Source organism: Lactobacillus sp. CA30L (assembly GCF_059900845.1).
In genome coordinates, this window is the sequence record NZ_JBWXGB010000001.1 from 482,836 (window position 1) to 505,614 (window position 22,779).

General features: G+C 49.2%; 16 protein-coding genes, 1 CRISPR repeat array and 1 other annotated feature. Of the genes, 1 reads left to right on the forward strand and 15 read right to left on the reverse strand.

Going from position 1 to position 22,779, the window contains the following annotated elements:
- Nucleotides 1-121: 121 nt before the first annotated feature.
- Both brnQ and AC2JF8_RS02450 read right to left on the reverse strand, forming a co-directional pair.
- A complete protein-coding gene (brnQ, locus tag AC2JF8_RS02445; RefSeq protein ID WP_500729094.1) occupies nucleotides 122-1,486 on the reverse strand; it encodes a branched-chain amino acid transport system II carrier protein in 1,365 nt (454 codons plus the stop codon).
- Nucleotides 1,487-1,578: 92 nt separating this feature from the next.
- Nucleotides 1,579-1,813: a binding site (T-box leader), on the reverse strand.
- A 69-nt stretch (nucleotides 1,814-1,882) separates the two neighbouring features.
- A complete protein-coding gene (locus tag AC2JF8_RS02450; RefSeq protein WP_500760762.1) occupies nucleotides 1,883-2,779 on the reverse strand; it encodes a LysR family transcriptional regulator in 897 nt (298 codons plus the stop codon).
- A 129-nt stretch (nucleotides 2,780-2,908) separates the two neighbouring features.
- Here AC2JF8_RS02450 and AC2JF8_RS02455 point away from each other — a divergent pair, with 129 nt between their 5' ends.
- Entirely contained in the window at nucleotides 2,909-4,735 is a 1,827-nt protein-coding gene (locus AC2JF8_RS02455; RefSeq protein WP_500760764.1) for an FAD-dependent oxidoreductase, read from the forward strand.
- Between the two features lie 97 nt (nucleotides 4,736-4,832).
- Here the strand turns inward: AC2JF8_RS02455 and AC2JF8_RS02460 are convergent, their stop codons facing one another.
- The 13 genes from AC2JF8_RS02460 to AC2JF8_RS02520 form a co-directional block, all read right to left on the reverse strand.
- On the reverse strand, nucleotides 4,833-5,477 hold the full coding sequence (locus AC2JF8_RS02460) for a copper homeostasis protein CutC (RefSeq protein WP_500760767.1): 645 nt from the start codon (nucleotides 5,475-5,477) through the stop codon (nucleotides 4,833-4,835).
- A 49-nt stretch (nucleotides 5,478-5,526) separates the two neighbouring features.
- A complete protein-coding gene (locus AC2JF8_RS02465; RefSeq protein ID WP_500760769.1) occupies nucleotides 5,527-6,483 on the reverse strand; it encodes a glycosylasparaginase in 957 nt (318 codons plus the stop codon).
- 174 nt (nucleotides 6,484-6,657) lie between these two features.
- A CRISPR array of direct repeats spans nucleotides 6,658-7,665; the repeat unit is 28 nt; unit sequence GGATCACCCCCGCATACGCGGGAAGCAC.
- A gap of 29 nt (nucleotides 7,666-7,694) precedes the next feature.
- The gene (cas2e, locus tag AC2JF8_RS02470) at nucleotides 7,695-8,576 is read right to left on the reverse strand and encodes a type I-E CRISPR-associated endoribonuclease Cas2e (RefSeq protein WP_500760771.1); all 882 of its coding nucleotides are present in this window, start codon (nucleotides 8,574-8,576) and stop codon (nucleotides 7,695-7,697) included.
- Nucleotides 8,576-9,523 carry a type I-E CRISPR-associated endonuclease Cas1e gene (cas1e, locus tag AC2JF8_RS02475; protein WP_500760774.1) on the reverse strand — a complete coding sequence of 316 codons (948 nt, stop codon included), beginning with the start codon at nucleotides 9,521-9,523 and terminating at the stop codon, nucleotides 8,576-8,578. The genes cas2e and cas1e overlap by 1 nt, the downstream gene beginning before the upstream one ends.
- Nucleotides 9,513-10,181 carry a type I-E CRISPR-associated protein Cas6/Cse3/CasE gene (gene cas6e, locus AC2JF8_RS02480; protein ID WP_500760777.1) on the reverse strand — a complete coding sequence of 223 codons (669 nt, stop codon included), beginning with the start codon at nucleotides 10,179-10,181 and terminating at the stop codon, nucleotides 9,513-9,515. The genes cas1e and cas6e overlap by 11 nt, the downstream gene beginning before the upstream one ends.
- Before the next feature lie 12 nt (nucleotides 10,182-10,193).
- A complete protein-coding gene (cas5e, locus tag AC2JF8_RS02485) occupies nucleotides 10,194-10,895 on the reverse strand; it encodes a type I-E CRISPR-associated protein Cas5/CasD (protein WP_500728878.1) in 702 nt (233 codons plus the stop codon).
- The gene (gene cas7e / locus AC2JF8_RS02490; protein ID WP_500760781.1) at nucleotides 10,876-11,961 is read right to left on the reverse strand and encodes a type I-E CRISPR-associated protein Cas7/Cse4/CasC; all 1,086 of its coding nucleotides are present in this window, start codon (nucleotides 11,959-11,961) and stop codon (nucleotides 10,876-10,878) included. Before cas7e ends, cas5e begins: the two co-directional genes overlap by 20 nt.
- Nucleotides 11,951-12,607 carry a type I-E CRISPR-associated protein Cse2/CasB gene (gene casB, locus AC2JF8_RS02495; protein ID WP_500760783.1) on the reverse strand — a complete coding sequence of 219 codons (657 nt, stop codon included), beginning with the start codon at nucleotides 12,605-12,607 and terminating at the stop codon, nucleotides 11,951-11,953. The genes cas7e and casB overlap by 11 nt, the downstream gene beginning before the upstream one ends.
- 8 nt (nucleotides 12,608-12,615) lie before the next feature.
- Nucleotides 12,616-14,286, reverse strand: coding sequence for a type I-E CRISPR-associated protein Cse1/CasA (locus AC2JF8_RS02500; protein ID WP_500760786.1), 1,671 nt, complete (start codon nucleotides 14,284-14,286; stop codon nucleotides 12,616-12,618).
- Nucleotides 14,279-17,041, reverse strand: coding sequence for a CRISPR-associated helicase Cas3' (cas3, locus tag AC2JF8_RS02505; RefSeq protein ID WP_500760789.1), 2,763 nt, complete (start codon nucleotides 17,039-17,041; stop codon nucleotides 14,279-14,281). The genes AC2JF8_RS02500 and cas3 overlap by 8 nt, the downstream gene beginning before the upstream one ends.
- A 486-nt stretch (nucleotides 17,042-17,527) precedes the next feature.
- Nucleotides 17,528-18,943: a DASS family sodium-coupled anion symporter gene (locus AC2JF8_RS02510; RefSeq protein ID WP_500728885.1), complete on the reverse strand. Its 1,416-nt coding sequence runs from the start codon at nucleotides 18,941-18,943 to the stop codon at nucleotides 17,528-17,530.
- Between the two features lie 18 nt (nucleotides 18,944-18,961).
- The gene (locus AC2JF8_RS02515; protein WP_500760792.1) at nucleotides 18,962-20,782 is read right to left on the reverse strand and encodes an FAD-binding protein; all 1,821 of its coding nucleotides are present in this window, start codon (nucleotides 20,780-20,782) and stop codon (nucleotides 18,962-18,964) included.
- Nucleotides 20,783-20,827: 45 nt separating this feature from the next.
- The gene (locus AC2JF8_RS02520; RefSeq protein ID WP_500760795.1) at nucleotides 20,828-22,615 is read right to left on the reverse strand and encodes an FAD-binding protein; all 1,788 of its coding nucleotides are present in this window, start codon (nucleotides 22,613-22,615) and stop codon (nucleotides 20,828-20,830) included.
- Nucleotides 22,616-22,779: the final 164 nt, after the last annotated feature.

The window sequence follows — 22,779 nt, forward strand, 5'->3', positions numbered from 1 at the left end:
ATTTATTCACTTTAATCAGGTCCAATCAGTTATCAGCGATTACTCTTTACTTTAATCTACTTTGATCAGTGGTCAATGTCAATGAAGAGGCTCAAAACTAAAACTATATTATCAGGCACGGCTATGCCTTCTCCGCTTGCCTGCCATGGCAAAAATGCAGCACTAATCCAATTGCAAGGCCGACAAGTGCGGGAATAATCCAGTCAAGGCCAATTCTGGCAAAGGGCAGGACGTTGACCTGAAACGTCCGCAGTTGCAGTGCCCAGGAAGTCCGACTAATAACCGGCGGGAAAGATGCAAACAGATCCAAAACCGCTGGGATTGCGGTCAACCCCACTCCCCAGTAGTAGACTAGCGGATCGTGACCGAAGAGCGAGCCGCCAATCGACAGGATGATCAGCACGATTGCAATCGGGTATAGAAACATTAGCATCGGGGTCGACCAGGTAATAATCGTATCAAGGCCGAAGTTAGCGGTTATGAAGGACGCGCCGGTCATCAAGACGAGCCACGTGTGGTAGCTGACTTTGCTAAAACTGCGGTGGAAGTCCTGCGCAAAGGCGGCCAAGAGCCCCACCGCCGTCGTTAGGCACGTCAGTGTCACCAGCGTTGCAAGGAGCGCGTGCCCAAAGCCACCCAGGTAGTACGTCACAATCTGGTTAAAAGCGGTGCCGCCTTCCGGCGATATCTTGAAGTGGTTGAGCGTCGTTGCACCAAGCCAGATTAAGATAACGTAAATAACCCCGATTGCCCCCGTGGCAAGGATGCCGGCAATTGCCGTGACCTTGGCGTTGCTTTTAGCCGTGGTTTTGCCTAGTTGGCGCACCGCCGACACAATCGTGTAGCCAAAGGCCAGACCGGCCAAGGCATCCATCGTGTTGTAGCCCTGCAGGAAGCCGTTAAAAAAGGATGCGCCCTGGTAAGCGGCAGTGACCGGCTGCATTTTTGCGGCACCCATCGGGGCAAGAGAAGCCAGCAGAAAGACAAAAAAGAGCAAAAGCAAAAATATTGGGTTTAATATTCGGCCCACGCTAGCCAAAATGGTCGATTGCTGATAGGAAACCGCGAGCGCTGCAATGAAGAAAAGGGCCGAAAAAAGCAGCAGGGCCGGTTTGGTAAGATTTGCCGGCAGTACGGGCTGGAGGCCGACGGAAAAAGAAATGCTGGCCGTCCGCGGCGTAGCAAACAGCGGGCCCAGCGTCAGGTGAATCAAAACCATGAAGGCCAAGGCGAAACTTCTGCCCAGGGGGCGGCCGATGTCGTATACGCCCTTAGCGTGACTGGTGCTGATTGCCAAAACCGCCAGTAGGGGCAGAAGCACCGCCGTAAGCAAGAAGCCCAGCGTGGCCGCTACCCAGTTGGCGCCAGCCATTTGGCCCAAGTGGATTGGAAATATCAGGTTGCCCGCCCCAAAAAACAGCCCAAACAAGAGCGAGGCAACTACAATGTACTGCCTCCATGTTAGTGGTTTCGTGTTCAAGTCCAACTTTGTTTCATCCATAAGAATAATCCTTTCATTACTCAGCAAAATGGCAATTTGCCAAATGCCCATGCTATTAAAAAGCACCCTTGATTTCACTCAAGGGTGCTTTAGGCACGGTACCACCTCATTTACCGCAGGTTAAACTACGGTCACTGCACGTACAGCTGCTGCGATACGCTTGCACGATAATGGGTGCTACCAGTACTGGCTACTCCTATTTTTCACCAGATAGCTCCGAGCTACTTTCAGACTGCCATCACGGTCCGTTCTCAGCACCAGGACTCTCTAGCGCGCTACGTGCAATCTTACTCTTCTCTTCAACGCCAATAAATATTAGAATTATTTTAATTATTAATTAATAACTTGTCAAGCAATTTTAGCATAAACGGACTTGCCTGCTTATGCCAAAAATTCATAATTTTTCTTTAGCCACCCAGCAAAAGCCTGCGCTGTCTCAGTCTTTTCGTAAGCAAGCACGGCTATGCCATAATGTGGTTTAACGGGGTAATCTAAGGGGATGCTGTATTCATTTTGCTTGTCAGAAGTGGAAACAAAATTAGCCCAGATGCCAACTCCTAGGCCAGCCTGGATCATAACGTGCGAATTGAGTATGTTGTTTGAATAAACGAGACTCACATCCTTAATTGTCCTTGTAATCGCCTTTTGCAATTCGTTTTGTGATGGTGGGCACCACTGACTATCAAGAAAAATCAAGCGGTGGTCCCGCAGTTCACTTAATTTTAAGGGCGCTCCTTCAGTATCAGCTGTTCCCAAAAAAGTCGCACAGTACTTGCCCTCCACCAAGTCCATGTACCGAATGTTATCTTCCTTGGCAACAATGTCCGGCATTGTGAAAATAATATCGCAGTCGCCATTTAATAAATGGTTCTTTAAATCATTGTGAGCAAAATTTTCCAAATAAATAATGGGGCAATTATCTGCCTTGTCGTGTTGATATTTTTTGATAATTTTAGGAAGCAGCAAAATTTCATACGGCGTTCCGCTGTAGCCAATGGTCAGGTCGTTTTCTCTTCTGCGCGCTATTTGCTGCGCATTTTGAACCGATTTATTGTAGAGGTTTAATAGCGGCTTTATCGAACGATAAAAGTCTGCACCGCTTTCCGTCAGTTTAACCTGCTTTCGGGTCCGGTAAAACAATAAAAAGTGCAGTTCTTTTTCCATTGCCAAAATAGTCTGGGAGACTGCAGACTGGGATAAATTCATCTGCAGGGCAGTACGAGAAAAATTCAGTGTTTCTGCCAAATTAACAAAAACGGCCAAGTGATCATAATTCATTTTAATTGCCTTCTGTTATTAGTAAATCTTATTAATAATCATTTTTCTGATTATTTGTGTTGCTCTTAACAATGTTATATTAACTGTATAAATGTTAGCAAAACTATTATAGCTTTTATGAGGAGAATAATGATGAAAAAACTGAAAGATGGCAACTATTCCGTTATCGCGCAAGAATATGAAAACGAAACCATGCCGTTAGAAATTGAGATTGCGGACAACAAAATCACGAAAATAGTTCCCCAAAGAAAGATGGTGCCCGGAAGTTTAGAAGAGACCGTCTTTACTAAAATTCCTAATGAAATCATCAATAGTCAAAGCATCGACGTTGACGCGGTTTCCGGTGCCTCCCATTCCTTCAGCGGGCTCATCCAGGCTGTTGGTTCGGCCATTGAGCAGGCTGGCGGCAACATTGCCGAATTTAAATCCGTTACACGCAAAAAATCCGCCAAAAACGTGCCCACGACTCCTGACCCGGTCAGCGGCGAGAAGACATATGCCGAATGGCGCAAAACGCCTGAGCACGTGGTTAAGGAATATGATACCGACCTGTTAATCGTCGGTGCCGGCATTTCAGGTCTGGCCGCCGCTGTGCAGGCCCGGCAGCTGGGAATGAAAACAATGGTAATCGACAAGAACGGTTTTGTTGCCGGCAATGGTGGCGGCGTTGAGGGCATTTTTGGCATCAATACCAAGATGCAGGCTGAAGCCGGAATACATGCAGAACCGGAAGAGATTATTGCCAAAGAAGCAGAATTGGGGCAGTACCGTGCGGATGGATCATTCTGGGTTGACTTAATTAACAACTCTGCTGCAAATATTGATTGGCTGCTGGATCTCGGTGTTCAGCTTACCGGCGTTGACGACTACCACGGCACCTGCATGTTTCCAACCTTCCACTGGTTTAAGGGTGGTTTTGCCTCCGTTGGCTACGTTCCTTACATGAAAAAGAAGGCCGACGAGCTCAAGGCAGTATTCATGCTTGAAACGGCCGCAACCAGCATTATTTACGAAGAAGGCACCGTCAAGGGTGTTTACGCGGAGGGTCCTCAGGGCAGTATCAAGATCAATGCCAAAGCCACCCTGCTGGCAACGGGGGGCGTCGGGCACAATCCTAAGCTGCTTGAAGAGCAGGGCTGGTCAACCAAGAATATCCACTACTGCTCAATGCCAAGCAACACCGGCGACGGTTACCAAATGGCCATGTCCGTTGGTGCAAAGGACTTATTAAAAGAGTCGCCAGAATTTATGATGAACTACATCCAGGCATTGCCGCACGAGGGCGTTCACCTGTACATTGATCCCATCAACGGCTTTATGTCCTTGCCATCAGGCGGACCGGTGGTTTTTGTCAACCAAGACGGCCGGCGCCTGATCAACGAGAACGTCAAAAAGTACAACCTGCTCTACCAGCGGATGGCAATTAAGTCGACCAAGGTTACCTACGAGATTTTCACCCAAAGCATTTATGACCAAATCACTAAGGATGTTCCGGACGCAGACCAAATTTTGGCCAACGCGGTTATAACCAACGAAGGCAACTCATTGTTTAAATCCGATACAATTGCGGGGCTTGCAAAAGCGGTTAACCTGCCAGAGGACGTTTTGCTCAAAACCATGGAAAATTATAATTCATACTGCGACAACGGGCACGATCTGGAATTCAACAAAGACAAAGAAATGCTCGTTTCCATGAAGGAAGGTCCATACTACATTGCCCGGCTTGATCCTTCCAACCTAATTGGCGTCGGCGGGATTGGCTCAAACCAAAACTTTGAAGTTGTGACCGCTGATTTTGCCAAGATACCAGGACTGTATGCTTCCGGTATGGATTCAACCATGCAGTACCGGGACGTTTACACTATTACACTGGGCGGTTCTGCATGTGCGCATGATGTGAACTCAGGTCGCCACGCCGCCATGAATGCCCACGAATATATAAGGGATACCAAATAATTATTCATTAAAAAAATCCTCTTGCCTTTTTAAGTGAGTTCCGAAAGCCGTCTAACTTTTGGGGCTCATTTTTCTTTGACAGGGGATTTTTTGATGCTTAAGCACCTTTTACAATCTTCGTTCCGTGCAGCTGCGCCACGCCCAAGCGGGCGGCAATCTCTTCGCCGTTGGCGGCGGTGATGCCGCCACCCGGCAGTATCTCAATGCGCGTGCCGGCCCACTCAACCAGCGTTTTTAGGTGGCCAAGCGTTGCAAAAATCGTCTGGTCAAGATTCCCGCCGTGCGTTAACACGCGCTTGACGCCGTGTGCGCTCAGCCAGTCAAGCGCTGCATGCTGGTCTTCAGGCGGAATGGCGTCAAAGGCCATGTGCATGACCGCTTGGAGTCCGAGCGCCTGAGACAGACCCAAGAGCCGCTTCATCAACCGTTTATCGAGCTGACCTGCAGCAGTCAAGCAGCCAAAAGCGACGGCATCGGCACCAAGCAAGGAGGCAGCCTGCAGGTCGCTTTCCATTACCGCAATTTCACCGTCACTGTAAACAAAATCGCCGCCCCGCGGCCTAATCATCACCACAACGGGTACGTGGCGGTGGTGGGCATACTCAACCGTTTGCTTAATTAGACCAAATGACGGGGTCGTTCCGCCTGCCCCCAGATCGCTGTTTAATTCAATCCGGCCCGCGCCGGCGCCAATCATCTTGACGGCAGCAGCAAAGCTTTCAACACATGCTTCCTTCAGCATAATAATCAACCTCTTTTTGATAAAAAGCACCATCTAATCAGTAATCGTATTAATCGAGCCGCGTCCCGCTTTGTTTTTCATATTCATCAAACCAGGCCTGGGAAGCAGCCCTAATTGTTGTGGTGCCCTTCTTACCCGGCTGGGCGACAAAGATGGTTGCCGCGCGTTCCCCGGTCGCCACACAGAAGGGAAATGCGATGGTCGTGGCCACGCCCCATTCTCCCTTCTTGTTTAGGGCAATAAGCGAGATTGCACCGGCCTGACCATAGCGCTTCGTCAACTTGGCGACAAAGGGATAGAGCGTCTGATCACAAGCGGCCTGCGGCGCCATGCCGTCCGCCATCCTGCGGACAATCTCATAGGACAAGCAGCCCTTCATGATGTCTTCGCCCAGGCCCGTGGCGGTGGCACCACCGACCTCGCTATCAACGTAAAAGCCGGATCCGGACAAAGGCGAATCCCCAATGCGGCCGTCCTTCTTCATGAAGAGACCGGAAGTCGAAGTGGCCGCAGCCATCGAGCCGTGCGTGTCCAAGGTGACCGCACCAACGGTGTCGTGCCCGTCGTACGGACGCAACTCATCTTCTTTGAGCTGGCCAAGGCGCTTGCGCCAGTCCTCCTTGGCCCGTGCGGTCAGCATGTTGGTTATTTCAAAGCCGTTTTGCATAGCAAACCTGCTGGCCCCCGCACCGACCAAAAAACTGCTGGTTTTGTTTGCGCTCAGCCTGCGCGCCACCGAAACAGCGTGCTTGACGTTTTCAATGGCCCCGACCGCACCCTGGGCCAGTGTGTCGCCATCCATGAAGGCCGCGTCCATCTGCACGACACCGTCCTCATTGGGCAGACCGCCGTAGCCCACCGACTTGTAGGTCGAATTGGCCTCCACCGCGTTAACTAGTTTTTCAACCGCATCGCCAGCGCTGTTTCCATTTTTTAACATTTCACCTGCCTTGGCAAGCCCGTCATACGACATTTTCCAGGTTGATATTGCTGCCCATTTGTTCATCTCTTTACCCCTCCTACTTTTATTACTCAAATCTTAGCCCAGACTGGCAAATTCGACAAGCGGCAAAAATTACGTGCCGCAATCTTCGTAATCATTATTGTTGATCCGGGTAACTTAACCACGTACTCGGCTTGCACACAACTTTTTAGGATCATCATTTTTGTCCGGCCTTTGGAATCACCCCCGCATACGCGGGAAGCACCTTGCCAAACTAATTTAAACAAATTACCAATCAGGATCACCCCCGCATTCGCGGGAAGCACCACTCTGTTAGGGATGAATTCCCTATCTTTAAAGGATCACCCCCGCATACGCGGGAAGCACACCTTGTCGTAAGCATCCTTGGCGTCGTTGTAGGGATCACCCCCGCATACGCGGGAAGCACATAAACATGATGAAATGACGACCTATTACATTGGGATCACCCCCGCATACGCGGGAAGCACGAGATAATGAAGCCGTTACGGGTGAATTCCATAGGATCACCCCCGCATACGCGGGAAGCACTTTAACATGAGTGCCGGCATTTTTGGTGTGACGGGGATCACCCCCGCATACGCGGGAAGCACCGTTGTGTCCTTGAATTGTGAATTCTTGGGCAGGGATCACCCCCGCATACGCGGGAAGCACCGCCACCAGCCACCTAAGAGCCGCCGGGTATGGGGATCACCCCCGCATACGCGGGAAGCACAAAGTATTGAGCCAGAGATCACTACTAGTCCAAGGATCACCCCCGCATACGCGGGAAGCACTTAGGCGGGTATGTGATGTTTTTAGCGATTGTCGGGATCACCCCCGCATACGCGGGAAGCACAAATTGCTGCCAGTCGCTTTTCCAAGTCGTCGAGGATCACCCCCGCATACGCGGGAAGCACTTGGGTTATATTGCGCCACTTTTCCGGCTCACGGGGATCACCCCCGCATACGCGGGAAGCACTGAGGGGTAAATTCAAAACAAAAAAGTTCCTTCAGGATCACCCCCGCATACGCGGGAAGCACGTTTCACGATGATCAATTCTTCTGCTAATTTAGGGATCACCCCCGCATACGCGGGAAGCACATACTAATCACAATTTACATGATACGGCTTCAGGGATCACCCCCGCATACGCGGGAAGCACTTATATCGTTTTTTATATCTATCGTATGGACGAGGATCACCCCCGCATACGCGGGAAGCACACTAAAAAAATCCCATAAAATCAACGTTTCTAAATTTGAAGATCCCCATTTTTAATTAGTTTTTCTGCAAGACTCAAGGTTGCCTCAGCATCTGCTTTTGCCTCATGTGGCCTCAAATTTTTGATGTCGTATTTTTTCAAAACGGTGCCTAACATATAATTGTCCAAAAATTTATTTTTCTTTTTAACAATCGGCATTAGGTCAATTAATTTATTGGATAAACCCACATCATTGATGCTTTTAAAGCCCGTTGTAATAAACCTATCATCAAAAGACAAATTATAGCCGACAAGCGGCAATTTTTCAACAAACGCTTTCAATCCATGCAGTGCATTAGCTAATTCAACGCCTTGCTTCTTCAGAATTTCATTTGAGATGCCTGTTAGTTTAACAATGCTAGCGGGTATTTTTTGGTCAGCTTTAACAAAAGCATCGTAATGTTCCTTTGTCCCGTTAGCTTTTCGTTTGACCGCCGCAATCGAAATTATTTGATCTTTCGTTGGGTCTAGACCCGTGGTCTCGATATCAAGTGCAATGAAAGGGCCCTGACCACCTACAGCAGAACGTTTACGCATACTAGCCTTGGCCTTGCGCCATTTTGCAGCATTGCTAAAGCCATGTTTGACAGGAGCGTCGACCCGATTCAAGCGTTTTACTAGCGGGATTCCATCAAAATCCATAACCTGATAATCAGGTCTGGTTGTTTTAATCTGATAGCCAAATTCATTTTTAGCATTAAACGCCATTGTTGCCTGGCCATTGCCGATGTCACGCATAATTCGCTCCCATAACAAATCACGGATTCTCGCGGTTACGTTGCCAACGTATACACCAGTCTGAATTTCTTGGCACCACTTGGTTAGGTCGCCCCTAAGAGAGGGTGGAACTTTAGTTAAGGTAATGACTATCATTATGCTTCGCCTTCGTCGTGTTCAGAATACTGCACGCCAAATTTTTGAAGGTCAGCCTTGTCATCCCATAACCCCAAACTTTCAACTTCTTGATCATCTTCAGCGTCTAACAAAAACTTCAGGTCTTTAACCATCCGGGTCATTATCTTCCCATCCACAAACGCATCACGCATAGCCAACCTGGTTTTAGAGGCGATATCCTCACCCTCTTCATACTCGGCGGCCATTTTAAATGCGATTGGCATTGAAATTTCAGCCTTGTATAAATCCGCAAAGTCATAAACAAAAGACAAATCATGCCCGGTATGCACAAAGCCCAATGCGGGTGAGGCTCCCAGGGCAACAATAACGCTGTAACTAAGGCCATATAGGGCCTGATGCGCGGCAGTCAAAGCCTTATTGATCGGAGTGCCAGAATCAAAATCGTTATGATTGTATTCACGCCGGCGCCAGGGAACCTTTGTTTCTTTTGAAAGTTCACGGTAAACCTGACGAATCCTTGCCCCCTCTTTTCCGCGCAGTTCCTGCATGGTCAAATTTGCAAAATCCTCGTTCGGAAAACGCATTTGGTACATTTTGCGCGCAACCGCTATTCTTGAACGCGTATTAGATACCAGTTTGGCTTGTCTTTCGATTAGCAGGGACGAATGGTTCAACGCACGGCCATGGGCATACTGGCGAACGCCCCTTTCGCCAACCCAGACCACACTCATGCCCGCATCACCAATCAATTCCATTGCCCGGTGGGTGATGTCTACCCCCGGACCCAGCATCAAGACGCTGATGATGCCTGCCGGAACAAACACGGTGCCTTTATTATCGGCGACCACAATCGCGCTATCCTGGCGATTTAATTTGGCATGTTCTAGATAAAGGAAGGTAATTCGATCTTGAACACGTCCTAATTCAACCAGTTCCGGCTTTTTGGCGCCAACATTATGCCTCATTTTTTGCAACCGGAATTATTGTCATTAATCCCATGCCATAGGCTTTCTTACGGCCTATCCCATCAACTAATGCTTTTTTGAACGTCGCCAAATCCGTTATCTCAAGAATTCCTTCGAAAGAAACGCGACTCAGTCGAATTGGTCTTTCGTTCTTATGCTTTAAGACCAGATGATCACGGTCAACAACATCAAACAAATATTGATCGGGACTTCCTAGTTTCTGCACAATGTGAAAACCGGCCGTTTCAGCTTTTTTGATGAGCCAATCTTTTTGTTGGTCAACCGTAACGTGAGGGAAGACTCGTCCCCTTTTTTCGCCCGGTACGATCACCGAATGGGTTGGATTGGCGGTTAGGCGAAACCGCAGGTACTGACCGCTCTTCAGGGAATTTAACAAGTTATCATATGATTTGGTGATCACCGTACCCTCAACCCCGTACTTTACAAGCGCCGTTGGGTCCGGCCTGGTTTCACTCAAAACAATCAGGTACTTTTCATTTTTTAAGGTATCAATCCGCCATAACTTACGGGTCCGGCTTTGTTGTGCAAACTCGTCTGGAAAACTCTGCTCAACCCAATTATGGTAAGCGCCTAGATGCGTTAAATCCTTGGTTTTTTGTCGATTGTTAACATCGATCTTTACCCTTGATAGATACATTTTGCTCCTTTCCTACAACGCCGCAAACGGATCGTGCTCGCTATTCTCCTTAAACCTGGGATTAGGAACCTTTTTCCAAACACGGGCAACTGGCCGATAATTAAAATATCGATTACGCTGATCAAAAGAGCCGACACTATCGCGCACCATGAAATATTTTTCGTCAGCCAAAAGTTGGGCATCAGCAAATAATTCCACGTTGACGTTTGCCTCAATTGCTTTTCGCTCCTGGTACCAGTTCGCTGCCTGCCAGGGCAATCTGGCTAGGGCTTGCACCGGACCAGCATCCGTAAACTCGTCTATTTGTAAAACGCCTGCCGGGGCATTCGCCCGCCGACCGAGGAAGAGCTGAAACTTGGGGTGACGCAGCGCATATTTGATTTCTTCAATCAGTGAATCATTCGCGCTCCCAACGGCAGCCACGAAGACCGCGTCCTGGATGTAGCCCCGATAAGTCAGTTTCCGGGTGTCCTTCTTCCATTCGACCGTCTGAAAGTCAGTTAGAAGGGTGCCCGGCTGATCAACCCTCACCGCAAAATCAAGCCTGTTAAGGTCCTTGATGCGCTCATCGTCTCTTTGATAACCAAAAGCAGCGGCAATCATTCCAATGACAGCACTCTTTGACGGATGGGCGTCTGTTGTGCGCTGATTAAAGCTTGCCTCATTCCCGTATGATTGCAGCGGCCCCGACAGTTTAATCGTTATCGTTTTCATCTTGCACCACGCGTTCAAGCTCACCGGATACTTGCTCAATCAATTCGTTCAGATTAGCTACCTGGCAATCTTCTAAAGAACTATCATCGTCCACTGACAAGATCCACGTCTTAACCGGCGGCTCGACCATTTTGGCGGTGTTTTTGTATTCTTTTTCGATTCGTTCGATTGAAGGCTTAACGTAGCCTTTGTTTGACTTCACCGCTTCTTCAAATGCCGAAACCAGGTTCACCGGCGTGTCGGTCCTTAACGTGATCATCACATAATTCGGCAGAGTTTTATTGGCAAAGGTATTCTGCTTGCCGGACGGCATTGACAATAAGAACGACTTGATAAACTCAACCGCTCCCTCAATTGCCGTTTCTGAGCCCAGATTACGGACCAACTCAGGGAAATTCAGGTTTGCGTAGCGATAAAGCGTGGAGGAATTATATTCAATCGTTCCAAGCATCGCGGCTCCCGTTGTGTCTTCTTTTTGAAGATCATCAAGGGCCGTAAAGTAATCAAATTCGGGAATCACTTCATGGGTCGAGATTGCATGCGCCACCTGGGCCGACCCTTCAACGTTTAATTCGGGATTGTCAGCGACCATGCGCCCAAACAAGGCCAGATCCACCGACTGCCCACCATTGAACAAGCGCTTTAATTCCTTTTTATCAATCGAATCGTGGTCCAATACGTATTGGGCAATCTTTTCGACCTGTCCCTGACTTACCAACAGCAGGGCACCGGTCTCGCCGTTCTTATTCAGCTTAATGCCCGTGCTTTTAAAAATCTCTTTAACCTTGGCCTGTATGTCTTTTTCTGGCAAAGAAGGAGCCAGTTCCGTAATTTTTTCCGTTAGCAATTGGGCCAATCGTACGGTTCTTAGGCCCGCACCAAGCTCCTGCTTGTTAAATTCCTGGCGCATTGCCCGCTTCCAACTTTGTGATGAAACGCGCGCCCTAACGGCTCCACCGTAAAGTGCAGTTTTGGGCGCACCCGTGTCGTCCCTGTTGATGTTAGATGATGGAACGGCCTGCAGCACGTGAAGGTCAACGTACAAGTTTTTATTATCAGTCTTCATTTTTTTCTCCTGTCTTTTCTTCCTTTTTATAATTGTAACCATAGTATTTTTGACCCCAGTCGAGTCGAACCTTGTTTGCCGATTCATAGCTCATTTGAAAGCGGTAGAGGTCTTCGGCAAGCTTGGCGTAGTCAATCTTTACCCGTGAATTATTTGCTTTAATAATCCCGATAAGGTGATTAAGCGAGTTGATAACGCTGTTAACGTCCGTGGTTGACAGGGTTTGTCTAACCCGTCGATCCAAGGCTACTTCCAGATCTTCGTTTTTTCTCAATTCTGCCAGCGCCGTGAAGAAATCGCTGCCTGCTGCCTGCTTCTTATCTGAATCGGCTTCTGCCGTTATGGCAGCCCTTGAATTGGGGTTGTTTTTGCGCTGAATGCGCCCATAAACCAACTCATCCCTTCCCTGCTGGTGGATTGCATACATCCTCAGGGCCGCATATATTGCCTTTTCGGCATAGGATGGCTTGCCGTTTGTGCTTAACATGTCCGCATCCAATGATTCCATCATCAGCGGCCAGACCGCCTGCGCCCGGGGGCTTTCAAAGCTTGCTGCCCCGCGGATGCTTGCAAGCACGCCACGATAATTTTTTGACTCATGCATGTGCATGATAATCGAATTGGTCTTCATACCTATTTTATTCATAGTTTGTCTCACCACCTGATTTTCAATTTGTTAGAAATGCTGCCCAACAACCTGTTCTTCGCCACAAAAACATTGTGCAAATTTTTCTTATCGTCTACGATGCCCTTAATATCACGCGGCGAACTATTTTTCATAAAGTCTTCCACCTCCGAGTTAACAATTTGCCATAATTCCTTTTTCCATTCGTTGATCTTAACGTCGCGATCATCCTGGTTGGTCAGGCTGGCGAGCCATTCTTTAAACGGAACGTTCAACCGAGCGTAAAATCTAGCCGTTAACTTGGAGCTAAATGCTTTAGAATCAATATTTCGGATGTCTGCCAGCTCCTTGACGAATCCCCAGTAGCTTTTGGCAACATCCTGGGTCAGATCAATTGTATCCGCGATTCGCTTGGGCCAGTAGTTTGCACTATCATCGAAAAGCACGTCGAGGTCCATGGTCAAATCATCCGCGACTTCGGCGTATGGTGATTGCGAGGTGGCGTTGCCATCGCTTACCAGGCCGCCAGAGACCAATGAAATGCGTTTTCGGCGATCAATAATATTCTCCCTTTTAAGCTCATTAAGCCAACTGACTATTCCCGGCCTGTGAATACCGTCAGACTTGTCGGGGTTGACATAATCGCCAAACCTGCGCCACATTGCAATGCTCAATGACTGTTTTCCCTTAACCGCAGGCACAAACACATCATCCTTGGATTTTTTCCAAACGGTCATCGGTTCGATGAACGCATTGCTTGGGCTAAACATGGGAATGCCAGCACTAAAAATCGTTGGGGTCATGTCGCTTGACCATTCAATGTGAATGATCCGCGACCAGGCCGTGTATATTGCCGCCCGGTTATCCGGCAGCAATGACGTCTTGCGCCACTTAATGTATTCGCCAATCTCCTGATATTCCCAGACCGGCCTTTCTTGGTGGTACTCATCGCCCGCTAAAACCAGATTCAACATCAGCGTTTCAAACATGTTCTTCCCCTTGACATAGACCGGATTCAATTTATACAGCCAACCGGCGGGGGTTGAGAACTTCTCAGCGGTTTCAATCTTTGCCTTATCGGTCACGCCCGTAAAATTTTGATAGCAAATGAGCCAACGCACCAATTCGGCCACCGCTAAATCGTTTTTGAAATCTGTAACCTTGGGCGAAAAGAGATCGGGCGTGTTGTTGCTTTCCGAAATTCGGCGGTTCATTTGCTTGACCGCAACCGTCCCCGTGCCCTTTTCTATTTTGTATTTGGCCGGCACGAACCGGTCATATTCCTCCCTTGTCACTTGGTAAAAGGGATGCTTGCCAAACAGATCAAAGCGCTCCTGATTTTTCTCTAGGTAGTCCGCCACCACACCGGTAAAGTGTCCACCATGGTATAAGTCTTCCCACGTATCAAGCAGGTCATCTTCATCGTAGTCACTAGCACCCGTTACGCGCAAATCATCCGGGTCAACCGTTAGCCAGTCATAAGGCTCATCCCCTGCATCAAAGCGTGAATAAACCGTCTGCAAAACCGCAAGCAAAAAGCGCATAATTGCCAGGTCCTGTGAACGCATCTCACCAGCCAACTGCCGGTACTGATTGGCATTTTTAAATAATTCGCACATCGATACCGTTTGGGTTTCCGCATTCAAATCGATTACTTTAATCCACGGATCACTGACCAAATTAAAATGCTGATCATTCATTAGTTTCCTCCTTTGTTAATTTTAAGCCGAATTTAGCTGAATAATGTAAGAGCCAATCATGCTTCTTATTCTTCAAATGAATAGTGGCACTGTGGTTAGCATCTAATACTACTGCTAGTTCGCCCTTTAGCCACTTGTCCGACTGCCAAGAGGGAAAATATCTGCCAGTAGTTTCCTCTAGCGCATCAATAATGTCATCGGCATCGAAACTAACCACCGTCGGCAAACGAATAATTTGCCCCGCGACCTCTTTAGACTGGCAGCCTGCAATTGGCCTGCCATCAAGCAGAAAGATGCGGTGCTTTTTTTCTTGTAAAAGAAGCACTTCAATTGTTTCTGCAATATCGCGAACCGCTGCTTGGGCCTTCTGCTCATCCACTGAACTATGCGAGCGTTCTAGCCAGCCGTGCAAGGTTTTTCTTTTCCGTTTAGCCGGAGCCCTAATTCTGAAGACCTTAGCTTTACTCTCCGATCGTTCAAGGTCTTGGTCAAATTCGGCCTTGGCCATTGAAAGATCAGCAATATCGGGGTCGTTATTGTCGCTGTAGGTTTCTTGGACGAGGACAGATATATCATCTGGCAGCCGAATTTCATCGTTTAAATAGTAATCTGTCTTCATGAGCAGGTACTTTTCGTAAACCGCCTCATTTCCCGCACCATAATTGCCCCACGCTTCAATCCCCATCACATAGAGCTGAGGATCGCGCAATTTTGCTGGACGGTCAATCAGGTGCCGATGCAGCCGGCCGGCCCGCTGCAGCAGCAGGTCCATGGGCGCGATGTCGCTATAAAGCACATCAAAGTCAATATCAAGCGACTGTTCAAGCACCTGCGTGCCAATCACAATCATCTTGTGCGGCCGTGTTCCCCCCTTGCCAATCTTAAATTGCAGCCGATCTTCAATCTTGGTCCGCTCGGGCGCGAGAAATGCCGAATGCAGAACAATCAATTCAACGTCTTCGGCATTAACCAGACTTGCCAACACTTGCGCCCTTTTAACCGTATTGACAATTATTCCCGCAATCCCACCGTCTTTAATTGTGGTTAAGACGGATTCGATTAACTGCTTATCTTCTAAGTTGATTCGTTCCACCTTCAGGCTGACCGGTTTTTGATCTGATTGTCCGGCGAAGTGCGAAACCTGTTTCACCTCGGCGCCATCTAACACGGTTAAGAGCGGGTATGCTTGCGATTCTGCCCATTCGCCAGTTGTTGCTAATTCCTTTTGGTATTTGCCCCGATAATACGATTTTAAGAGCTGTACTCTTTTGTTTTTTGGTAAAGTGGCCGAGAGCAGCACTACCGGTACATGGTAGGCGCCTAACCACTCAAGTGCGCGGTAGAGATACTGGTTCATGTATGCGTCATAGGCGTGCACTTCATCAATCACGACGACCTTGTCGCTAAACCCCAGGTGCCGTAAAAACAAGTGCTTCTGCTTCAGAGCCATTAGCAAAAGCGTATCAATCGTGCCCACCGCAAACTTTGTTAAAATTGACTTTTTTCCGGAAAACCAGCTGTTAACAACGACCGCTCCAGCATCGCCAACGTTGCTGGCATTGGGCAAATTGGCATACTCCTTATTAAATAGGGCCTTGCCGTGCAGCAATTTGATGGCCAGGTTGTCGTTTTGCTCACCTGCTACCTCACCCAGCCACGTGTTGACGCGCGTAAACATGGCGTTACTCGTGGCTTGGGTCGGCAGCCCCCAGAACAAGCCATCACGCTGGGTCGCATAGGCTAATTGTTCCGTAGCAATCAAAGAAATTTCTGTTTTTCCCAGTCCCATGGGTGCTTCGATGATGACCATGCCAGGATCCGCGGTACCCGCAATCGCCTCTGTGATCACCCTTTGCACGGGCCGCGCGGTAAAACCCCAGCGCTTTTTGTAGGGATCATTGGCCACATCAACTTTTTCAGGATACCAATCTCCGCTAACATCCCAAGCTGCAACCGCTGCCTCGAAGCGCCTTTCTAAATCAAGATCGTCTAGCGTCTGGTCCAAATGAATCAACGGAAATAATTTCTTATTGCGATCGTTGCCTAAAAACTCACTTGAAGCAAACCAATCGGCCGTAATCAAGAGACCTTCTAAAATAACTGCCTGAGCTTGGCCAACCGCCGGGATTTCTGCAACAGACTGATACCCGGCGCGCCGCAAGCCCAAAGCAAAAATTTCATTTTGAACAGCTTGCCAATTTTTTTGGACCACTCCGGCATCAGTCGCAGAATTAGCCGTATCATACTGCCGATAATTGGCCGGATATGAATCAAGCTGATCGGCCGGGAAATCCGGCCCCGCATCACCGTGGTGGCCGCCGATAATGGCTCCAATCGAATCAGGAACGCCCATGTCTTCCAGCAAAGCCTCCCCGGCCCTAGCATGAGGAGAGTATTTTCGATCCACTCCGTTAAAATCATTCAACCGCGAAAACCCCGCATCAACTAGGTTGTCGATTAGCTTCTGGTCCAAGCCATCATCACCGCTGTACGAGGGCTTGGTTTGAAACGCCGGCGTTGCCTTACCGATATCATGAGTGAACCCTAAAAATTTAACTAATTTACGCAACTCGCTTTCACTGCCCACACTTGCGCTTAGCCAATTTTTGGTACCGGCACAAACTTTATGGCTGAGCAACCAATTTATTACATTGGACGTATCAGTCAAATGGGCTAGCAGGGGCAGCCAGAGCTGTTCACCGTTGTCCGTCCGCTTTTTCGCCCAGAGTGTCTTTGCTTCTACTTTTGTATTCATTCTTCTCCTTTCCCCGGCATTTATTATTTTTATTATAGAATACTATGGTTGCAAATTAATTGCAAGTGTATCTTAATTAATTTAGCTGTCTTCATCGTATCTTCGCTTGACAAGTTCCAGACAGCCCTCAATCAATTCCACAAAAAAAGTTAGCGGCTGCCCGCTAACTTTCGTCTTTTCCCCTGCTTATTGCAGGAAGCACTTTAATCAAAGAATCCTATGGGGATCACCCCCGCCAACATGCGGGCAACAAATGTAAAACTATTATACACTTTCACGCAAATTACAAAAGCATTTGGATTATGGCAACACGGTACAAGCTTACCAGTAAGGTAATTCATTCTGAAATAAAAATCCTTGGTAACTAAATAATTATTATCCTGGGACAAAATTTTTAACAAGCATCAATGATGAAAACGTGCTCCATTACCTAATTATAACAAAAAAAGACCCTAGACAGGGGTATAAGTCTAGAGTCCTTAGTTGCTACCACATGCCGATCACCCTGGTCCACAGGAGACCGCCACCCAGCCAGATGATATTGAGAATAACGCCAATAATTGCACTTAACTTCCACCAGTCCTTGCTTGAGACGTAACCGGTTGAAGACAATAATGCCGCTGGACCAGCCGAATAGCTTGACGTTGACAGGTAAAGCGAGCCATCGAGAGCCAGCATCAAAGCGGCCATGATTGGTGGGACGCCCGCACCGATTGCAATCGACAAAAAGCCCGCGTAAAGTGCCGAAATCTGCGTTGATACGCTTGGAAACAGGTAGTGCAGGTAGAAGTAAGCCAGGTACAAGATAACCAGCACCCAGATCCAGTTCATGCCGTGCAGGCTGCTGCCCAGAGTCTTAGAAAACCACGGGAAGAACCCGAGCTGCATGAGTTTTTGCGACATCAGCATAATAATCGAAAGCCAGGTCAAGATGTTCCAGGCAAAACTCTGTCCCAATAGGTCCTTCACGTTGATAACGCCGCAAATAAGGAGTAGTGCCACTGCGATGAAGCTGACCTGAGTTGCGTCGATGCCAAACTTGGAACCGACCAGCCAGAGGATGACCGCCAGGACGAAGACAACAGCCATGATTTTTTCCGCAGCCGTCATTTTGCCCAACTCCTGCAGCTTGCCCTCTGCCCAGGCGTGTGCGTTGGGGGTCTCCTTGACCTTAGGCGGATAAATTTTGTAAAGAACAAACGGCACAATGAGCAGCGAGATTAGTCCAGGAACAATTGCGGCCACGAACCACTGCATCCACGAAATAGTGATGTTCTGCGTCTTGGCAATTCCAAGCGCCACCATGTTGCCGGCCAGACCCGTCAAGAACATGGTTGAAGTAACAATGTTGACCTCGTACTCGTTAAAGACCAAAAATGAGCCCATATTCCTTTGCGTGCCTTTTTTCGGATCAGAGCCCATTTCCTTAGAAAGGTTATCGATAATGGGGTACATGATGCCGTTTACCCGCGCATTGTTGCTGGGGATGCCAATTGCCAAAACGGTTTCTACCAGTGACAAGGCATAAGCCAGGCCCAACGTTCTTTTGCCAAAGGTCTTGACAAAGAAGTAGGCGATGCGCTTGCCCAGACCCGACTTGATGAAGCCGGCAGCCATGAACATGCACATTGCCACCATCCAGGCGGTTGAGTTGCCGAATCCGGCCGTTACCTCATCCATCTTGAAGATGCCGCTAAGAGTAGCAATCACAACTGCAATAATGGTTGTGGCCATCATTGGCAACGGTTTGGTTATGCAAGCCACGATTGTTGCAATAAAAATAGCAAACAGGTGCCACGCCTGCGTGTTGATTGCGACTGGCTTAACCGGCGTCAGCAGCCATAAAATTATGCCAACTGCAAGCGGCAGAAGCCACTTTTTCCATTCAAATTTATCTAACATTTTTCATACTCCCTCAAATTATTTCTTTGCCTTCTTGATTGCCGCGTTGACCGCTTCCCTTAGGGCCGTAGTAGTTGTTGAAGCCCCAGAGATCGCATCAACGGCGGTGGTATTCTGGTCGACCATTTCCCGTGGCAGGCGCTCAATGGCAACGGCTCCAATGCCTTCGGTTTCATGGTTTTCCAGCACCTCGATATTTTCAATCGTGCCTTCTTCGTAGGTGACTCGCACGAGAATCCGGCCACCAATTCCGGCTTCCGATGAACCCAGGTACTGGTTGTTTTCCAGCTTGATCTGGTCCTCCTTGTAGCCGTTTTTGAGGTCGTTGATTTGGGGCAGCCGCTTGCCGAAAGCAATTTTTGCAGCGGTCTCCGGCAATTTTGCCGCATTTTCGCCCGCAATCTTGCCAAAAATGAGGCACTCGGCCAGGTTGCCACCGCCCTGGTAGCGGTTGACGCACATTCCGCCCAGTTCTCCGGCCGCGTACAGACGCTTAATGGGCCGGTTATTCTCGTCAAGAACACGGGCAAATTCGTCGTGCTGCGGACCACCCTGCGTGTTCAGTACCGCCGGGGCCAACTTGATTGCGTAAAGTGTTCCTGCGTCTGCAAGCGCTTCGAGCGTCTTTGGTGCGCGGTTAAATTCGGCGTCTTCGCCGTTTTGAGCATACTTGTTAAACCGTTTGATAGTCGCCGTCAGGTTAGCGGCAGGCACGCCCATTTTTTGCGCCAACGCCGCGGAAGAATCCGCCTTGACTAACTTGTCAAAGAAATGCTGGTATTTCAGCGTTCCCTGCTTTTCTTCCGTGCGGAACCGATCAAGCTGCTTCTGGTCAAAAACCAGCCACGCGTTGTCATAGGCGTGCGGCAGCAAGTAATCGCCATGCTGGTAAATGTGTCCGTGCCTGAACTTAGCATCTTCACGCATGAAGCGGCTGCCATCATCGGCTACCGCAAAAATTGAGCCGGACTTAACGTTCTTCCACCCGCTGACCTGACGGCCGCGCTGATTTTCGCCCTCAGCGATTACGTAGCTGGGAACAATGCCCAGCGATTCATAATTGCCCATGTGCCACATCTTGGCACCGACCTCAGCGGCCATCTTGATGCCCGCGCCTGTGTTATAGAGCGTTCCGAGTGGCGTTAGGCGGGTGACGTGCAGGTAGTCCTGCTGCATCTGCGCGTTGTTTTCAAAGCCACCGGTTGCAAGCACAACGCCGCGTTTGGCGTGAATATAGTAGTCTTTGCCGTCGCGGTTAATCACGACCCCTTGGACCTCGCCGTTGTCAGGATCCTGTAAAAGGTGGGTGGCCGCAGAATTTAGCCAGACATCGATATTGTCTGGTCGCTTCATCACCTGCTTACGGATAACCTTCCACAATTCGGCATCAAAGTCGCTATTGTGCACCAGGGCAAAATCAAATGTGTCGGCACCATCATACTCCGGGTACTCGCAGAGACGCTTTTTGTTAGCCAGATGATCGCCCGGCTTGTAGTCGCGCGACCAAATAAACGGGTTGATGCCAAAGTGTTTTTTAAAGTATTCCGGCATTGCCACAAAGCCATCCAGGTATGCGTCCAGTGTTTTTTCATCAAGTGCAAATGGTGCGGCAAGCTGCTTAAAGTAAGCTGTCAGCTGGTCCTTATCGTGGCCCATCGCCACGTGTTGGGCCGAATAACGGGTATTGCCGCCCTCGTGCCCGTATGGTGCGGCATCAGCCAGGAGGACGCGTGCACCGTTATCAGCGGCAAAACGGGCGGCCGTGCCGCCGGCACCGCCAAAACCCAAAACAACCACGTCGTAATCACCGTTCCAGGTCATTGTTTCGTCAATTTTCATCTTCTTTTTCAACCTCTCTTCCTAGATAATTTTTTGTGATCTCATTTATTTATTGTTTTTTGCATTCATCAGTGCCTGGTCAACGGCCTCCTTGAAGGCCGCACTGGTTGTGCTTGCGCCGCTCACAGCGTCAACGGCGGTTGTCTGCTGGGCGAGCATCGCTTTTTGCAAGACCGGAATGGCCCTGCCACCGAGGGATGGCGTTTCTTTTTGCTGGAGCGTCTCAATGTCAGCAATACGATCGCCGTCAACAGTCACGCGCACAACAATCGGCACGTCGTTAATGCCGTTTTCACTGATCCCTATTCCCTGGTTTGCACCAGCCTCATAGTCAGTTGAGGTGGCGTGCGCATCCGACTTCAGGTCGGGATTTGCGGAAGCCCCGGTCACAACGTCGACCGCTGCCAACCTGCGTTTAGGCCAGGCCGCATTTTCACCCGCAATTTTGCCGGAGATCAGCAGGTCAGCAATACTGTTGGCACCAATGTACTTGGTCGCAAAAATATCGCCCAGCTCCCCCGCCTCATACAGGTGCGGGATCACGTTGTTATCCAGGTCAAGAACCTCGCACTTTTCGTTGCGGCGCGCGCCCCCGTGCGTGTGCAAAATATTATGCCGGATGGCAATCGCATAATAGGGGCCAGCGCCGAAGGCACGCATGGTCGCAATATCGCGGTTCAAGAACATGTCCCGCTTTTTCTTTGCACTCATGAAGTTAAAGTCGGCAACCGCTTCGGCCAGTTTCGGTGCCGCAATTTTTTCTGCCAGGGCCGCAAGTGAATCCGCCTTAACCGCGTAGGCGAGCAGCTGCTTGATCTGGTCAGCCTTGTCCGACTCGTCTTTTTTCAGCTGGTCATACTGTTTTTGGTCCAATACGATGTGCGGGTGGTTCTGGTTAGGCAGCATGATCCAGTTGCCGTGGTTGTACTTGTAGCCGTGGCGATCTTCCTCGTCCTCACGGTAATAGCGCGTGCCGTCATCGCCGGCCACGAAGATGCTGCCGTTAAACAGGCTCTTCCAGTTGATCATGTAGGCGAACTTTTCCCGCGGCTCGTTTTCATTCAGCGAAAAACCGTGCGAATCGTAGTTCGACATGTGCCATAAGCGCGCACCCGCCTCAACGGCCAGGTCGATGCCCTTGCCCTTGTTGTAGAGGGTGCCAATCGGTGCAAGCGCCCCCTGCCCCAAGAAAGTTTGGATCATGTCCTGGTTATTTTCAAAGCCGCCGCAGGACAATACAACGCCGTTTCTTGCAGCAACATTCCTAGTAACGCCGTTATGCCTGATTTGGACACCCAGGATTGTCTTGGTTGTCGGGTCCTGAACCAGGTGCTCGGCCGGACTTGCGAACCAAACGTCAATCTTGTCCAGGCGTTCGTAAACTTTCTTACGCAACAGTTTCCAGAACCCCCCGTTGTACATGCCCGCCGTCACGCTCTGCGAGCGCATCGTAGCGGCATGACGGTACTCCGGGTACTCACCCTGGGGACGCCTGCCCGTGTATTCGGCTTCAATGCCAAAATACTTTTGGGCATATCCCTTCATTTGCAAAACATTATTGACAAAGGCATCAAGGGCCTTAGGGTCATACTTAAAGGGGTAATAAGTCTGCTTGTAGTAGTCACGCAGATCGTCAAAGCTATCGCTCCAGGCAAATGCACCGCCGGCATAGCGGGTATTGCCGCCCTCGTGTCCTTCCGGAGCCGCATCGACCAGCAGCACCCGCGCATTCTTATCGGCCGCAAACCGGGCCGCGCCCGCACCTGCTCCGCCAAAGCCCACGACGATCACGTCGTAAACCGCATCCCACTTGAGACTTGAATCGTAGATCAAAATTCTTACCTGCACTTTCCTAAAAAATCTGTTAAGTGAAATATGTCTTGTTGATAAAAATATATCTTGTCAAGAAAAGGAAGTCTAATAAATTTTTGCCGGCCATATTTGCACAAATGCGTCCATAAACGCCGTGATGTGGGGAATGCTTGCATATTTGGCAG

Bases quoted from the DNA above. Each gene is read 5' to 3' on its own strand.
- AC2JF8_RS02450 (WP_500760762.1), bottom strand. From the start codon at position 2,779: ATGAATTATGATCACTTGGCCGTTTTTGTTAATTTGGCAGAAACACTG.
- AC2JF8_RS02455 (WP_500760764.1), top strand. From the start codon at position 2,909: ATGATGAAAAAACTGAAAGATGGCAACTATTCCGTTATCGCGCAAGAA.
- AC2JF8_RS02460 (WP_500760767.1), bottom strand. From the start codon at position 5,477: ATGCTGAAGGAAGCATGTGTTGAAAGCTTTGCTGCTGCCGTCAAGATG.
- AC2JF8_RS02465 (WP_500760769.1), bottom strand. From the start codon at position 6,483: ATGAACAAATGGGCAGCAATATCAACCTGGAAAATGTCGTATGACGGG.
- cas2e (WP_500760771.1), bottom strand. From the start codon at position 8,576: ATGATAGTCATTACCTTAACTAAAGTTCCACCCTCTCTTAGGGGCGAC.
- cas1e (WP_500760774.1), bottom strand. From the start codon at position 9,523: ATGAGGCATAATGTTGGCGCCAAAAAGCCGGAACTGGTTGAATTAGGA.
- cas6e (WP_500760777.1), bottom strand. From the start codon at position 10,181: ATGTATCTATCAAGGGTAAAGATCGATGTTAACAATCGACAAAAAACC.
- cas5e (WP_500728878.1), bottom strand. From the start codon at position 10,895: ATGAAAACGATAACGATTAAACTGTCGGGGCCGCTGCAATCATACGGG.
- cas7e (WP_500760781.1), bottom strand. From the start codon at position 11,961: ATGAAGACTGATAATAAAAACTTGTACGTTGACCTTCACGTGCTGCAG.
- casB (WP_500760783.1), bottom strand. From the start codon at position 12,607: ATGAATAAAATAGGTATGAAGACCAATTCGATTATCATGCACATGCAT.
- AC2JF8_RS02500 (WP_500760786.1), bottom strand. From the start codon at position 14,286: ATGAATGATCAGCATTTTAATTTGGTCAGTGATCCGTGGATTAAAGTA.
- cas3 (WP_500760789.1), bottom strand. From the start codon at position 17,041: ATGAATACAAAAGTAGAAGCAAAGACACTCTGGGCGAAAAAGCGGACG.
- AC2JF8_RS02510 (WP_500728885.1), bottom strand. From the start codon at position 18,943: ATGTTAGATAAATTTGAATGGAAAAAGTGGCTTCTGCCGCTTGCAGTT.
- AC2JF8_RS02515 (WP_500760792.1), bottom strand. From the start codon at position 20,782: ATGAAAATTGACGAAACAATGACCTGGAACGGTGATTACGACGTGGTT.